The sequence below is a fragment of the Salipiger sp. 1_MG-2023 genome (genome assembly GCF_030547555.1).
GTDB lineage: Bacteria > Pseudomonadota > Alphaproteobacteria > Rhodobacterales > Rhodobacteraceae > Salipiger.
This window is the reverse complement of the sequence record NZ_JAUOQN010000081.1, coordinates 1-13,155: the sequence shown is the minus strand read 5'-3', so window position 1 is coordinate 13,155 and position 13,155 is coordinate 1. Positions and strand designations below refer to the sequence as shown.

The window sequence follows — 13,155 nt, the reverse complement described above, 5'->3', positions numbered from 1 at the left end:
CAACCCGCAAGCGCGATTGGATCTCTTGACCAAAACCGCTTGACGGATGGGGACCCGTTATCGAAGTCCTGCGCCTACAAAGGTGCATCAACTTTGAGTCAGAGCCAATTTTGTATACTGGTTCACAGCTTGCGGCACAGATCGGCCACGGAAATCCCGGCCTCGTGCTCCTTCAAAATGCCAATAATCTGGTCTTCGGTAAATCTGCTGCGCTTCATCTCTGGTCCTTTCGGTTGGGCCAGAGTCTATATCAAACTGGATTAGCTGCAGGGGGAAACGTCACCAGGCATAAATCTGCTGCCGGCTGACGTCGTGGTGCTGCGCCACCTGCGTGACCGTCGCTCCGCCGACACCGACGGAGGAGATGATGCCCAGTTTCTCTTCATCGCTCCACCGCCGCCGACGTTCGATCCCAAGCACCTCGCCCCGCATACCACCCTCCGAATAAGACACGCCATTTGCGACGTCGCTATGCAGGTGTCTTAGGTCATCAAGCCGGCGTCAGGCAGGCGGTCTAATCCGGGCGCGTACGTTTGAGGGGCGTGACACGCATGTTGAATCCGCCGCCCTCGAACTGGATCTTGCGGCAAACCGGAACAGTGGCACCCCTTGAGGCGCCATGTTCCGATCCGCATTCAGGTCAGCGGCAACCTCTGCCGCACCAGGGTCGTCCAATAGGAACTCCCCCAAGCGATCACCTCATCGTTGAAATCATATCTCGGGTGATGAAGGCCTGCGGATGGGCCGTTGCCGACATTGATCATCGCGCCGGGGACCTCGTTGAGCATGAAGGAGAAATCCTCACCACCCAGCGTTTGCGGCATGTCGAGGTGGACGTTTTCGATGCCGGCCACCTCTTGCGCCGCCATCGCGGCCAGTTCGGTTTCCCGCTCATGGTTGACCGTCACCGGGTAATGCCGGGTGTATTCGAGCGTGCCGACAGCCCCGTAGGCGGCCGCGATATTGCCCACCATCGTCTCAAGGCGCATCTCGATCATGTCGCGCACCTCTTCGCGCAATGTGCGCACCGTGCCGGTCATGGTGAGGTCTTGCGGAATGACGTTGAACGCATTCCCGGCCTGAATGGTGCAGAGCGAGACCACCGCGCTGTCGATCGGGTCCATGTTGCGCGAGGTCAGAGTCTGCACCGCCTGCAACAGGGCGCCCGCGATGGGCAGCGGATCGATGGTCTGTTCGGGCCGCGCCGCGTGTCCACCGCGCCCGGAGATGGTGATTTTCAACTCGTCGACCGAGCCCATGATCGGCCCGGAATTGATGGTGAACTGCCCGACAGGCAGGTTCGGACGGTTGTGCATGGCGTAGACTTCGTCACAGGGCCAGCGGGTAAAGAGACCATCCTCGATCATCGCCCGTGCCCCTGCGCCCCCCTCTTCGGCGGGCTGGAAAATGACGATCACAGTGCCGTCGAAGGCCCGGCTTTCTGCCAGATGCCGCGCCGCGCCCAATAGCATCGTCGTATGACCGTCATGGCCACAGGCATGCATCTTGCCCGGGGTTTGCGAGGCATAGGGTGCGCCGGTTTCCTCGATGATCGGCAAGGCATCCATATCGGCCCGAAGCCCGATCATCCGGCCCGAGCCAGTGCCTTGGCCCCGGATCACACCAACGACGCCGGTCTGTCCAACGCCCTCGTGAACCTCGTCCACACCCGCCGCGCGCAGCGCCTCGGCCACCTTCTGCGCGGTGCGTGTCACGTCATAGAGAAGCTCGGGGTTCATGTGCAGATCACGGCGGAATTCCGTCAGTTCCGCGACCTCCTTGGCGACCCAGTTTTCGACAGCCATGTCCTCAGGCCTCCTTTTTCATGCGGTAGCGGAAATCACAGTGACTCGCGCCTTTCATGATCGTCTGTGTCCGGGTCATTTCGATCTCCGGGTTGTAGCCGATACAGAAATCACCATCCCGGTTGCAGGACAGCAGATGGCCAATATCGCCCAGCCCCATTTCCTGATACATCTCCGCATAGCGGCATTTCACGACGTTGAAATCCATCTTCTCTTCGGACATCTCGATGGTCTCGATCCGCAGCGCATCCTCACGGGTCCAGTTCGGCTGGATTGCGGCGAAATCCGTCAGGTCGGGCGCATGCCCCAGATCGTCGGCCAGCATTTGCCCCTGCTCGATCGCGGATTTCGAACAGGCCGCGCCGATCACCGCCTCTGCCTCTTCGCGGCCAGAACGCTCGGTGATCACATCGAGCACATGCTTGAGGATCATCGCCTCAACCTTGCGGCGTAGCAGGATCGGGAGGTCGTTCAGGTCCATGCCTTTGGCCTCTGCCATGGGTGTCTGTGTCAAGATTTGATCTCCTTGTGGTCCTGACGTTTGAGCCAGGCCAGATAGGTTGGGGCCACGCGTCGCACGAGGCTGTGCATCGCAAATGGCGTGGGCTCGCTCACCGGCAGAGCCAGTTCATCCTCGGGCTGGCCGGTGGCGGCGCGGGCCAGTTCGCGCCCCAGCGAGGTGCCAAGGGCCACGCCGCGCCCGTTACAGCCAATCCAGGCCCATCCATCGGGGCCCAGCTTATGAATGCGCGGGAAGCGGTCCCAATTCATGCCGATATAGCCAGACCAGACATGGGTCATCTCTGGCACCCCCAATTCGGGGAAGGCTTCGGCAAGATTTGCCGCGGCTTTCCGACGTACGCGGTTGGCCACGTTCACAGACCCGATCACCGCCCCGCCTGTGATCAGCCGGTTTCGCGCGTCATAGCGGAAGAACCGCAGATCGCCGCGGGTGTCGGACACGGCCTGACGCCCCGGCAGGATTTTCTGACGCAGGTTGTCGCCCAACGGTTCGGTTGCCATTTGCCAGCTCAGCACCGGCACCACAGAGCGCGCGATGCGGGGGGCGAGCCGCGGCGCAAGCTCGCCCGTATAGGCGTTGCTTGCCATGATCAGGGCGCGGGCTTTCAAAGTGCCCTTGGGGGTCTTGATCACCCATTGGCTGCCGACCCGTTCAAACGATGTGGCGAGGCTTTCTTCGTGGATCACCGCGCCCAGATGTTCGGCCACGCGAGCCATCTCTCGCGCAAGGGCCAGCGGGTTGATATGGCCCCCCGTCGGGTTGAACATGCCACCATGCCAGAAATCCGTCCCAAGAAGGTCGGCACAGTCTTTCGCGTCCTTGATCTCGGCAGGGAAGCCATGGCGTTGCCATGCATCCACCCGTTTTTGCGATAGCTTTACGCGTCCGGGGCTGTGCGCGGGCTGGAACCAGCCGCTTTGCTCCGCTTCAGCCTGCATGTCGAAATCGCGCACCAGATCGAACAGCACATCGCCCGAGTTGCCGATGAGCCGGACCATGCGCTTGCCCACCTCACCATAGCGCGAGACCCAGACATCAGGCTCTGCCGAGGTCAGGATCGGAATGACCTGACCGTTGTTGCGCCCCGATGCGCCCCAGCCCACCGCCTTGCCCTCGAGCACGGTGACCGCATGACCACGTTTGCGCGCCTCGATGGCCGCTGACAGGCCGGTGAACCCGGCGCCGATCACCGCGACGTCGGTCTCTTCGACGCCTTGCAAGGACGCGGACAGCTGTCGGCCCATCGCCGTGGCGGCCCAGAGCGATTTTGGGAATTCAACCGCCATCATGCAGCCCCTTCCATGGTCAGGCCCGCCACGTCCTGCGGCAACCAGAACCAGCGCAGCGATTCCTCCTCGGGCGACAGGACAGGCGCGGCCTCAAGGCCTTGCTCCTTGGCGCTTTGGGCCAGGCGTCGGGCGTCTTCGAGGCAGGTTTCAAAGTCGGGCACCGCGTCTTTGGTCGCGACAGATCCCTGCCAAAGCGCAGAGAGCGCCGATGGGCAGCTGTCCTCAAACCGGGGCGTCGCGCGCCAGATGCCTTCGACCGCATCAAGCTGATAATAGGCCAGCATGTCCAAACCATGTTCCGAGACAAAGCGGACGGCACGGGCGATCTTGTCCACGTCGTCCTCTTCGAAGAACCAGTTCACGCCAAACCGCGCCCAGCCCGGACGGAAGATCGAATGGCCCTGCCGGACGGCCGCCTCATGGCGGGCGCTGGTCGGCTGGTCGATGTCAAGCAAGGCATGCCCATACGGCCCGGCGCAGGAACAGCCGCCACGGGCCTGAATGCCGAACAGGTCATTGAGCAGCGCCACGACATAGTTGTGATGCAACACCTTGCCTTTGACGCGCAGGTTGAAAGAAAAGATCCCAAGGCGCGGCACGTTCGAGGGCCCCAGAAGCTCCATGCCCGGAATGGCGCGAAGGGCGTCTTCCATCCGGCGTGTCAGCACGGTCTCGCGGGCTTTGACGCGGGCCTCGTCCATGTCTCGTTTGAGCTGCATCACCATGCCGGCGCGAATGTCGTCGATGATCGCGGGCGTGCCCCCCTCTTCGCGGTGCTCGGGGTCGGAAATATAGCTGTGCCCTGTCGCCGTCACGTAACTTACAGTGCCGCCGCCTGTCCGCGTTGGTCGCGCGGTGTCAAACAGGCTGCGCTCGGCGATCAGCACGCCGGACGCCCCCGGCCCACCGGGAAACTTGTGCGGCGAGATCACCGCCGCGTCGATGCGATCGCCCGCGTCTTCGGCGCTCGCGGCCAGATCGACGGGCATATAGGGCGCCGCCGCCGCGTAATCGGCGACGCAATAGGCGCCATGCGAATGCAGCAGGCGCGCGATGCTGCGCAGATCAGTGCGCACACCGGTCACATTGGACGCCGCCGAAAACGCCCCGATCTTGAGCGGCGCATCGGCATGGATCGCGAGTTCGCGCGCCAGCGCCTCGACGCAAATCGTGCCAGCCTCGGTCAGCGGTACGCGCACGAGTGTCGCGCCGCTTTCGCGCCACGGCAAGTCATTGGAGTGGTGTTCGTAGGGCCCGACAAAGACCACAGCCTGCGCAAGACCTTTCATCGCAAAGGCCCGCACCAGCTTGTCGACCGCCCCGGTCGCGCCGGATCCGGTAAAGATCACCGCGTGGTCCGCATCGGCATTCACCGCCTTGCGCACCGCCTCACGGGCCATTTCCCGCAGTTGCGTGGTGCGCCGCCCGACGAAAGAGGTCTCGGTATGGGTATTGCCGTAATAGGGCAACACATGGGTGCGGATCGCATCTTCGATGAACCCGAGCGCGCGGCCCGAGGCGACGTAATCGGCATAGATCAGCGCGCGGGGACCGAAGGGGCCGGCAATCGCCGTCCCCTCGCCGATCAGGGCGCTGCGGATATCCTTGAAGTCCATAGAGTGTCCTCAGGCGGCATCCGGTTGCAGCGAAGGGGGCGTCCAGTCGCGGCCGGGAATGGATGACAGAAGGTTCTGCGTATAGGGGTGCTGCGGGTTGGCAAAGACCTCGGCGGTCAGCCCACTCTCGACGATTTCACCTTTTTGCATGACGATGATCCTGTCGCACAGTTGCGCCGCGACCCGCAGATCGTGGGTCACGAACAGCAGCGACAGGTTGAGCCGGTCGCGCAGGTCCACGAGCAGTTTGAGCACCTGCGCCTGCACCGAAACATCCAGCGCCGAGACCGGTTCATCGGCGACGATCACCTTGGGCTCCATCGCAAGGGCACGCGCGATGCCGATCCGCTGGCGCTGTCCGCCAGAAAACTCATGCGGAAACCGGTTGGCGGCAGCGGGGGAAAGCTCCACCAGTTCCAGCAGCTTCTTGGCCTGCTCGCGGGCTTTCTGGGGATTGGCCCCATGCACGATCGGGCCCTGGGCAATCAGGTCGACCACCCGTTTGCGCGGATTGAGCGAAGCCATCGGGTCTTGGAACACCATCTGGATATGCTGGCGCAGCGCGCGCAGTTCTTTGGGCGAGGCGGCCAGCAGATCCGTCCCGTCCAGCTCGACCGAGCCCTGATCGCATTCCAACAGCCGCGTCACGATCCGCGACACCGTGGTCTTGCCCGACCCGCTTTCGCCGACCACGCCGAGGGTCTCGCCCTGGCGCAGCTCGAAGCTGAGATCCTTGACCGCCGTGACTGCTTTGCGCTTGCCCGAAAGCAAGCCGCCCCGCGCAGCAAAGGTCTTTTTCAGTCCGGTGCCCTTGAGCACCACGGGCGCAGTCGAGGCGGCCTTGACCGGCGGTGGCGTCAGCGCGGGCACCGCCCCGATCAACGCCTTGGTGTAGGGGTGCTGCGGATGGTTCAGAACCGCGTCGGTGGTGCCGCTTTCGACCAGCTCTCCGCGACAGAGCACGGCGACCTTGTCGGCGATCTCCGCCACCACGCCGAAATCATGGGTGATGAACAGGACCCCGGCGCCCTCTTCGTCCTGCAGCTCGCGAATAAGCTTGAGGATCTGCAATTGCGTGGTGACATCAAGCGCCGTGGTCGGCTCGTCCGCGATGATCAGTTTCGGGGACAGCACCAGGGACATCGCGATCATCACCCGTTGCCGCTGCCCGCCAGAGACCTGATGCGGATAGGCGTTGTAGGCCGAGGGCGGATCGGGGATGTGAACCCGTTCGAGCATCTCGATGGCGCGGGCCTTTCGCTCGGTCTTGGTCATCTTCGTGTGCAGGCGCAGCACCTCGTCGATCTGCCAACCGACCGTTTTCTGCGGGTTGAGCGCGGTCATCGGTTCCTGAAAGATCATCGAGATATCAGCCCCGCGCAACGCGCGCATCTGTGCCTCGGATTTCCCACGCAGCTCTTCGCCCATGAACCGGATCGCGCCGCCAGTGACGCGCACATGTGGTTCGGGCAAAAGCCCCATGATCGCCCCGGCGCACAGCGATTTTCCCGATCCGCTTTCCCCCACCAGACAGACGATTTCACCCGCCTTTATGGTCAGATCCAGCGCTTCGAGCGCATAGGGGCGGTCGGCGCCCTTCGGCAGAGAAATCTGCAGCTTGCGAAGTTCGAGAACGGATCGAGCTGTGGTTGTCATTTCTTTTGCCTCGGATTGAGCGCGTCGTTCAGCCCCTCACCCAGGAGCGAGAAAGAGAGTACGGTAAAGATGATCGCGATGCCGGGAATCACGGCGCAATAAGGCGCAGAGCGCAGCACCGCGCGGCCCTGGCCGATCATGTTGCCCCAACTGGCATAGTTCGGATCCCCCAACGCCAGAAAGGCCAGCGCGCTTTCCATCAGGATGGACAGGGCCATGATGACCGAGGCATAGACCACGATCGGCGGCAGGGCGTTCGGCAGGATCTCGCGGAAGATGATCGAGGTGTTCGACACCCCGAGATTGCGCGCCGCATCGACGAATTCGCGCCCCCTCAGCGACATGAACTCGGCGCGCACCATGCGGGCCGGTGCGGTCCAGCTGACGATCCCGATCGCCAGCGTGATCCACTCGATTTTCGAGCCCATGATGGCGACGAGCGCCAGCAGCAGGACAAAGTTCGGGATGGTCTGGAACGCCTCGGTGATGCGCATCAGAAGATCATCGACCCAGCCGCCGAAATAGCCGGCCAAGGCACCGATCACGACGCCGATGACAATGGCGACCAGCGTGGCGACAACGCCGATCAGAAGCGAGATGCGCGCGCCGTAGAACACGCCGGACATCACATCGCGCCCCAGCTGATCGGTGCCCAGCGGTGTCTGCCAATTGACAAAAGGCGGGGTCAGCGGCTCACCGGCGCGGCGCAGCGGGTCGCCCGGGTCGATGACGCCCGCCGACAGCGCCATGAGCACCACGACGGCAAAGAGAACCAACCCCAGAACCGCGGCACGGTTGCGTTTGTAGCGACGCCAGAACATCACATGGCGCGGGGGCTCTGGCGGGGCGATTTGAGCATCGGCGAGGGTCATGCGAGTTCGATCCGGCTGTCGAGACGTGCGTAAAGCAGGTCGGTGAGGAAATTGACGACGACGACGATGATCGCGCAGAGGAAAATGATGCCCATCAGCGTGTTCATGTCGCGCTGCACGACGGATTGGTAGGCAAGCTGCCCCAGTCCCGGCAGGGTGAAGATGGTTTCGACCACGATGGAACCGCCCAGCACGGTAGAGAATTGCAACCCCAGCAACGTGATCACCGGCAACAGCGCGTTGCGCATGATGTGGTGGATCATCAGACGGCCTTCCCGGGCGCCCTTGGCGCGGGCAGTTCGGACATAGTCGAGATCGGCGACTTCCATCACCGAGGCGCGCATCAGGCGCAGGTAAAAGGCCAGATAGATCAGCGACAGCGCAGCCGTCGGCATGATCAGGTGGCGTGCCACATCCCAGACGTGGTCCCAGCCGGTGTAAAAGGCAGCGATGGTCTTGATTCCGCCCACCGGCAGCCAGCCAAGCTTGACGGAAAACACCAGCATCAGCATGAGAGACAGGAAAAACGACGGCGTCGCATAGAACACGAGGCCAAGGATGGAGATCAGGTTGTCGGTCACTGAATAGGCCCGGCGCGCGGCAATCGCCCCCAGCGTGATGCCCGCCGTGAAGGCGATGCTCAGCGAGGCCGCCATCAGCAGAAGGGTGGTGCCGAGCCGGTCCATCAGGACGGTCGACACCGGTTGTTCATAGACGAAAGACCAGCCGAAATCGAACGTGGCCAGCTTGGTCATGTAGCGCCAGAGCTGAACCCAGATCGGTTGATCCAGCCCGTATTCCGCCCGCAGCCGCGCGATGAAGGCAGCATCGGCGCCCCCCATGTCGCCGACAAGCGCATCGACCGTGTCTCCGGGCGCAAGCTTGAGCAGAAGGAAGGTGCCGATCATGATCAGGACGACCACGGGAATGGCCTGAAGCAGACGCCGAAGCGCGTAGATCAGGATTGGGGGCATACGCAAAGTCATTATTCCTGGATCCTTCGGGATCGTAAGCAAGGAGCAGCGAAGCGGCGGGCACGCAAGAAGACGCGCCCGCCAGCAGTCAAGTCACTGCTCGAGCCAGAGGTCGTACCAGCTCGAAGAGTTCCACCGCGGCGTGTTGTGATGATTGTGAAGCTTCGTGGAGGTCACCGAGATGAACGGGTGTTCGATCGCGAAGATCACCGGCAGCTCTTCCATCGCCTTGACCTGGATCTCGTGATACATCGCGGCGCGCTTCTCGACGTCGATTTCAGAGGCCGCGGCGTCGATCATCGCGTCGATCTCATCGCTCTTCCAGCCGAACTGGTTGGTCCAGGGCGTGCCTTCCGGCTGACCGGATCGCAGCCAGACCATGGTGGAAACCGCCGGATCCGAGCGGAACTGGTGCCAGCCGTTTGCGGTGTCGAAATCATGGTCACGATAGACACCGTTCAGGAAGCCGGGCGCGTCGTTGGTCAGGATCTGGACATCGATGTCGATCTCCTTCATCGCCTGAGAAAAATACTCTGCCCAAAGCTGGGTGTATTCCCCCCAGGGCGCCGGACGGTGACGCAACTGGAAGCGATAGCCATCGTCCTTGACGGGATAGCCTGCCTCGTCCAGCAGCGTCTTGGCCAGCACCGGATCGTAGTCATAGGTCGGCACGTCGTCCGTGTAGTTGAGGCCGCCCGCGCTCGGAACAGGGCCACGGCCCGGCTCGGCAAAGCCATGCATGATCGTGTTGATCGCATAGTCGATGTCGAGACCATGGTACATCGCCTGACGCACCTTCAGATCGGCCATGATCGGGTTGCGGTGGTTGAATTCCACCGTCGAGTGGGCAACGTTGTTCTCGTATCCCTTGGTGCCGACGTCGAACCGCTCATCCTTGCTGAAGCGTTCGACGTCCGCCATCGACACCCCGATAAAGCCCGATTCATGCACCTCGCCCGCCTCGAGTGCGGCAGCGGCAGCGGATTTGTCCTTGATGAATCGCCAGACGATACGGTCGAGATAGGGGAACCCTTCGCGCCAGTAATCCTCGTTCTTTTCGGCCAGAACGTATTGGCCGCGCTCGTATTCGACGAACTTGAACGGACCGGTGCCGACCGGCGCGGTATTATATTCGCTCTTGAGGATGTCCGTGCCCTCGTAGAGGTGCTTCGGCACCGGGTGACCCAGATCGGGCATGGCGGCCACGAACAGCTCGATCGGCATCGGCTTGGAATAGTTGAACACGGCCGTGAGCGGATCCGGGCAATCGACGCTTTCCAGATTTGCCTGAAGCGCGGAAGAGTAGTTCAGAAGCTTTTTCCAGAGTTCGATGGCAGAAAAGGCCACGTCATCGCAGGTGAACGGCTCGCCATCGTGCCAGTTCACCCCGTCGCGCAGCTTCAGCGTGATGGTCTTGCCGTCGTCCGAGCCAGTCCATTCGGTCGCCAGAACCGGCTCATAGCCGTCATAGCTCTTGTCGATCAGCGGCTCCATGATCTTGCCGGTGATGTTGTAAACCCCCGTGGACGCACGCAGCCCCGGGTTCAGAATGCGTTGTTCGGAAATCATGTGGATGATGGCGGTGCCGCCCTTTTGCACCTCTTCCTGCGCACTGGCCATGAAGGCCGCAGAGCTAAGGGCCCCGGTCAAGGCGAGCGCAAGCCCCGCCTGTTTCTTCATCAATGTCATCTGTCCTGGCTCCCCTGGTCGGTTAAGCGGCCCTGAACGGGCTCATATGGTGGTGTCGCCACCTTACCTGACGGCAGCATTCCGCATCAGTCAACATTGAAAACCAAGTTTCAACACGGGCTTCGAAAATTAATCTACACAATGGCTAAAAATTGGTGCTAGCTACCTCTTATGATTGAAGCCACTGGGACAAGACATATGGCGAAATCCGTTTGGATCACCGGCGCCGGCTCCGGAATCGGCGCCGCCATGGCGCAGCGTTTTGCAAAGGCAGGCTATCGCGTGGCCCTTACCGCACGTGGACGCGAGAGCCTTGAAGCCGTGGTTGCCAGCCTTCCCGACCCGAAGACCGCCCTGATCGTGCCGGGGGATGTGACGGATCGTGACGGCATGGCGAAAATTGCCCGGACGGTCGCGGACTGGGCTGGCGGGCTGCACGTGTTGTGCAACAACGCCGGGCTCAACATCCCCAAGCGCAGTTGGGCCGATCTCGACTGGGACAGCTGGGACCGGGTGATCGACGTCAATGTCACCGGCGCAATCAACGTGATCGCCGCCTGCCTGCCGATCATGCGCGAACAACGGGACGGGGTGATGATTCACACCTCAAGCTGGGCCGGACGCTTTCATTCGTCGGTGAGCGGCGCGGTCTACGGCGCTTCGAAACATGCGCTGTCAGACCTGTCGCTCAGCCTCAACGACGAAGAGGGCAAGAACGGCATCCGGTCGACCGCACTCTGCCCCGCCGAAGTTGCAACGCCCCTGCTCGCCAAGCGTCCCGGCTTTGATGCCGCGAAAATGGCCGCAATGATCCAGCCGGAAGACATGGCAAAAACCGCGCTTTTCGTGGCCGAAATGCAGCCCGGCATTTGCCTTCCCGAAATCGTTCTGAGCCCCGTTCGAACGTAACCCCATATCAAGAAAAACCCTTTGGAGACCAAAATGACCCATCCCGTCAAAGGCATCGACCATTGCTTTGCCCTCGTGGACGATCTCGATGCCGCCGCCGCGCAATTCGCGGCCCTGGGCTTCACCCTCTCGCCGCGCGGCATCCATTCCGCCGCCAAGGGCACCGCCAATTACACCATCATGTTCCCACAGGACTACTTCGAGCTTCTCGGCATCCTCCAGCCGACCGAGGCGAACGCCCCCCGCCGCGCGTTGCTGGCCAGCGCAGGTCAGGGCCTTCATGCCATCGCCTGCCGGATCGACGATGCCGAGCAAGCCGCCGAGGCGCTCGCCGAACTTGGCATCGCGACACAGGGCTTGGGGAGCTTTTCGCGCCCGGTCCCTCTGCCGGACGGTTCCGAGGGCATCGCGGCCTTTTCCACGGTCAGCTTCAGCCCTGACCAAGTGCCGCTCGGCATGGTCTTCATGTGTCAGCACAAGACCCGCGACACGGTCTGGATACCGGACCTTCTCGAACATGCGAACACCGCCTGCGGCCTCGATGCGATCCTTGCAATCTCCGATACCCCCGAGGAGGACGCGCTGCGCCTCGCCCGGCTCTGGTCCGATGGCACGGTCAGTACCGAAGATGGGTTGGTCAAGATCACCACCGGGCCGAACTCCGCGCCGCTGATCCTGTCCACACCGGCACGTATGGCGGCGCTTTTCCCCGGCATCGATCTGTCGGGAACCGCGAAGGGCGCCTTTACGGCGATGCGCGTCAAGGTACGCGATCTTGACGCGGCGGAGCACTGCCTGAAGACTGCGAAGGTCAGCTTTTGCAAAACCGCCTCCGGACTCGCCGTCGGACCGGAGTTTTCAGCAGGTGTCCTGTTGGAGTTTGTTCGCACATGACAGAAATGCGCCGTCGCAAAACAGGATCGAAGCCGATCGAGAGCATCACCTTCGACGAGACGGACCGACGGATTCTCGAGATCCTGCAGGAGGACAGCGACACGCCGATTCAGGCAATTTCCCAGACCGTGGGTCTGTCGGCCAACCCGTGCTGGCGACGTATCAAGCGGATGGAAGAAGCTGGGGTGATCAAGAAGCGGGTTGCCCTCGTCGATCAGGCACGGGCCAATGTGCCTCTGACCGTCTTTATCGGAGTCAGCACCTCGCGTCACGAGATCAACTGGCTCAACCGGTTTCGCGAACTGATCGATGAAATCCCCGAGGTGGTCGAGGCTTATCGCCTGACCGGCACGGTGGATTATATACTCAAGGTGGTGGTTCCCGACATGGGCGCCTATGATGCTGTCTACAAACAGATGATCCAGAAACTCGAGTTCAATCAGGTCAATTCCATGATCTCGATGGAAGAGCTGAAATTCACGACAGCCATCCCGACAGCTTATCTGTAATCCCCTCGCTCGGGGATGTTGCATTGCTCCGAGCTGAGGCCTGTGGCGGAGTCAACCGGTCGCCGCAACAGCTTCGATCATATCCTGATCGAGCATCCGGGCGAGTGTTTCTGCCAGCGGTTGCCAACCCAGCGTTTTGCGCGACCGGGTGTTCAATACACAGGCAACAGTGTTTATTTCGTGAAAGCTGTGCTGGCTGAGGCCAGTGCCCTTCGGAACGTACTGCCTGAGCAAACATTGGTGTTCTCGTTGCTGCCGCACGACCCGGAAAGCACTGCAAGGCATGCTGCCGGGAGTGTGACCTGCCACGGGAATTTTCCTCCACGCTCGATTAGAGTCCGGCGGCTCTGTTGCACAAAGCCGCTGATGGCCAAGCTGCCCCTTCCCCCGGACACACTTATCCTACAGCCTCGGTCACG

General features: G+C 62.0%; 12 protein-coding genes and 2 pseudogenes. 3 read left to right on the top strand and 11 right to left on the bottom strand.

Annotation, left to right across the window (positions count from 1 at the left end):
* Nucleotides 1–128: 128 nt before the first annotated feature.
* The 10 genes and pseudogenes from Q4543_RS22220 to Q4543_RS22175 form a co-directional block, all read right to left on the bottom strand.
* Nucleotides 129–218 (bottom strand): annotated as a pseudogene (locus Q4543_RS22220) (transposase); the annotation flags it as partial.
* A 61-nt stretch (nucleotides 219–279) separates the two neighbouring features.
* Complete coding sequence (locus tag Q4543_RS22215; RefSeq protein ID WP_303441981.1) at nucleotides 280–432, bottom strand: transposase; 153 nt, start codon at nucleotides 430–432, stop codon at nucleotides 280–282.
* 203 nt (nucleotides 433–635) lie between these two features.
* A complete protein-coding gene (locus Q4543_RS22210; protein WP_303441979.1) occupies nucleotides 636–1,805 on the bottom strand; it encodes a M20 aminoacylase family protein in 1,170 nt (389 codons plus the stop codon).
* A gap of 4 nt (nucleotides 1,806–1,809) precedes the next feature.
* Entirely contained in the window at nucleotides 1,810–2,319 is a 510-nt protein-coding gene (locus tag Q4543_RS22205) for an L-2-amino-thiazoline-4-carboxylic acid hydrolase (RefSeq protein WP_303441977.1), read from the bottom strand.
* Entirely contained in the window at nucleotides 2,316–3,614 is a 1,299-nt protein-coding gene (locus Q4543_RS22200; protein WP_303441975.1) for an FAD-binding oxidoreductase, read from the bottom strand. Before Q4543_RS22200 ends, Q4543_RS22205 begins: the two co-directional genes overlap by 4 nt.
* Nucleotides 3,614–5,233, bottom strand: coding sequence for an aminotransferase class V-fold PLP-dependent enzyme (locus Q4543_RS22195; protein ID WP_303441973.1), 1,620 nt, complete (start codon nucleotides 5,231–5,233; stop codon nucleotides 3,614–3,616). The genes Q4543_RS22200 and Q4543_RS22195 overlap by 1 nt, the downstream gene beginning before the upstream one ends.
* Nucleotides 5,234–5,242: 9 nt before the next feature.
* On the bottom strand, nucleotides 5,243–6,889 hold the full coding sequence (locus Q4543_RS22190; RefSeq protein ID WP_303441971.1) for an ABC transporter ATP-binding protein: 1,647 nt from the start codon (nucleotides 6,887–6,889) through the stop codon (nucleotides 5,243–5,245).
* Nucleotides 6,886–7,761 carry an ABC transporter permease gene (locus tag Q4543_RS22185; RefSeq protein ID WP_252737577.1) on the bottom strand — a complete coding sequence of 292 codons (876 nt, stop codon included), beginning with the start codon at nucleotides 7,759–7,761 and terminating at the stop codon, nucleotides 6,886–6,888. The genes Q4543_RS22190 and Q4543_RS22185 overlap by 4 nt, the downstream gene beginning before the upstream one ends.
* On the bottom strand, nucleotides 7,758–8,747 hold the full coding sequence (locus Q4543_RS22180; protein ID WP_303441967.1) for an ABC transporter permease: 990 nt from the start codon (nucleotides 8,745–8,747) through the stop codon (nucleotides 7,758–7,760). The genes Q4543_RS22185 and Q4543_RS22180 overlap by 4 nt, the downstream gene beginning before the upstream one ends.
* 81 nt (nucleotides 8,748–8,828) lie before the next feature.
* Nucleotides 8,829–10,424: an ABC transporter substrate-binding protein gene (locus Q4543_RS22175; RefSeq protein ID WP_303441965.1), complete on the bottom strand. Its 1,596-nt coding sequence runs from the start codon at nucleotides 10,422–10,424 to the stop codon at nucleotides 8,829–8,831.
* 198 nt (nucleotides 10,425–10,622) lie between these two features.
* Here Q4543_RS22175 and Q4543_RS22170 point away from each other — a divergent pair, with 198 nt between their 5' ends.
* The 3 genes from Q4543_RS22170 to Q4543_RS22160 are packed head-to-tail and all read left to right on the top strand — an operon-like array spanning nucleotide 10,623 to nucleotide 12,736.
* Entirely contained in the window at nucleotides 10,623–11,333 is a 711-nt protein-coding gene (locus Q4543_RS22170) for an SDR family oxidoreductase (RefSeq protein ID WP_216004125.1), read from the top strand.
* A 33-nt stretch (nucleotides 11,334–11,366) separates the two neighbouring features.
* Nucleotides 11,367–12,227, top strand: a complete 861-nt coding sequence (locus tag Q4543_RS22165) for a VOC family protein (protein ID WP_303441964.1) — start codon at nucleotides 11,367–11,369, stop codon at nucleotides 12,225–12,227.
* Nucleotides 12,224–12,736 (top strand): Lrp/AsnC family transcriptional regulator, encoded by a 513-nt coding sequence (locus tag Q4543_RS22160; RefSeq protein WP_216004123.1) that lies wholly within the window; start codon nucleotides 12,224–12,226, stop codon nucleotides 12,734–12,736. Before Q4543_RS22165 ends, Q4543_RS22160 begins: the two co-directional genes overlap by 4 nt.
* 51 nt (nucleotides 12,737–12,787) lie before the next feature.
* Here Q4543_RS22160 and Q4543_RS22155 read toward each other — a convergent pair.
* Nucleotides 12,788–12,993, bottom strand: a pseudogene (locus tag Q4543_RS22155) (IS30 family transposase); the annotation flags it as partial.
* Nucleotides 12,994–13,155 lie beyond the last annotated feature (162 nt).

What these genes read in the sequence shown, in the direction of transcription:
- Q4543_RS22200 (WP_303441975.1), bottom strand. Translation starts at nt 3,614, where the DNA reads ATGGCGGTTGAATTCCCAAAATCGCTCTGGGCCGCCACGGCGATGGGC.
- Q4543_RS22165 (WP_303441964.1), top strand. Translation starts at nt 11,367, where the DNA reads ATGACCCATCCCGTCAAAGGCATCGACCATTGCTTTGCCCTCGTGGAC.
- Q4543_RS22210 (WP_303441979.1), bottom strand. Translation starts at nt 1,805, where the DNA reads ATGGCTGTCGAAAACTGGGTCGCCAAGGAGGTCGCGGAACTGACGGAA.
- Q4543_RS22185 (WP_252737577.1), bottom strand. Translation starts at nt 7,761, where the DNA reads ATGACCCTCGCCGATGCTCAAATCGCCCCGCCAGAGCCCCCGCGCCAT.
- Q4543_RS22215 (WP_303441981.1), bottom strand. Translation starts at nt 432, where the DNA reads ATGCGGGGCGAGGTGCTTGGGATCGAACGTCGGCGGCGGTGGAGCGAT.
- Q4543_RS22160 (WP_216004123.1), top strand. Translation starts at nt 12,224, where the DNA reads ATGACAGAAATGCGCCGTCGCAAAACAGGATCGAAGCCGATCGAGAGC.
- Q4543_RS22190 (WP_303441971.1), bottom strand. Translation starts at nt 6,889, where the DNA reads ATGACAACCACAGCTCGATCCGTTCTCGAACTTCGCAAGCTGCAGATT.
- Q4543_RS22175 (WP_303441965.1), bottom strand. Translation starts at nt 10,424, where the DNA reads ATGACATTGATGAAGAAACAGGCGGGGCTTGCGCTCGCCTTGACCGGG.
- Q4543_RS22170 (WP_216004125.1), top strand. Translation starts at nt 10,623, where the DNA reads ATGGCGAAATCCGTTTGGATCACCGGCGCCGGCTCCGGAATCGGCGCC.
- Q4543_RS22195 (WP_303441973.1), bottom strand. Translation starts at nt 5,233, where the DNA reads ATGGACTTCAAGGATATCCGCAGCGCCCTGATCGGCGAGGGGACGGCG.
- Q4543_RS22180 (WP_303441967.1), bottom strand. Translation starts at nt 8,747, where the DNA reads ATGACTTTGCGTATGCCCCCAATCCTGATCTACGCGCTTCGGCGTCTG.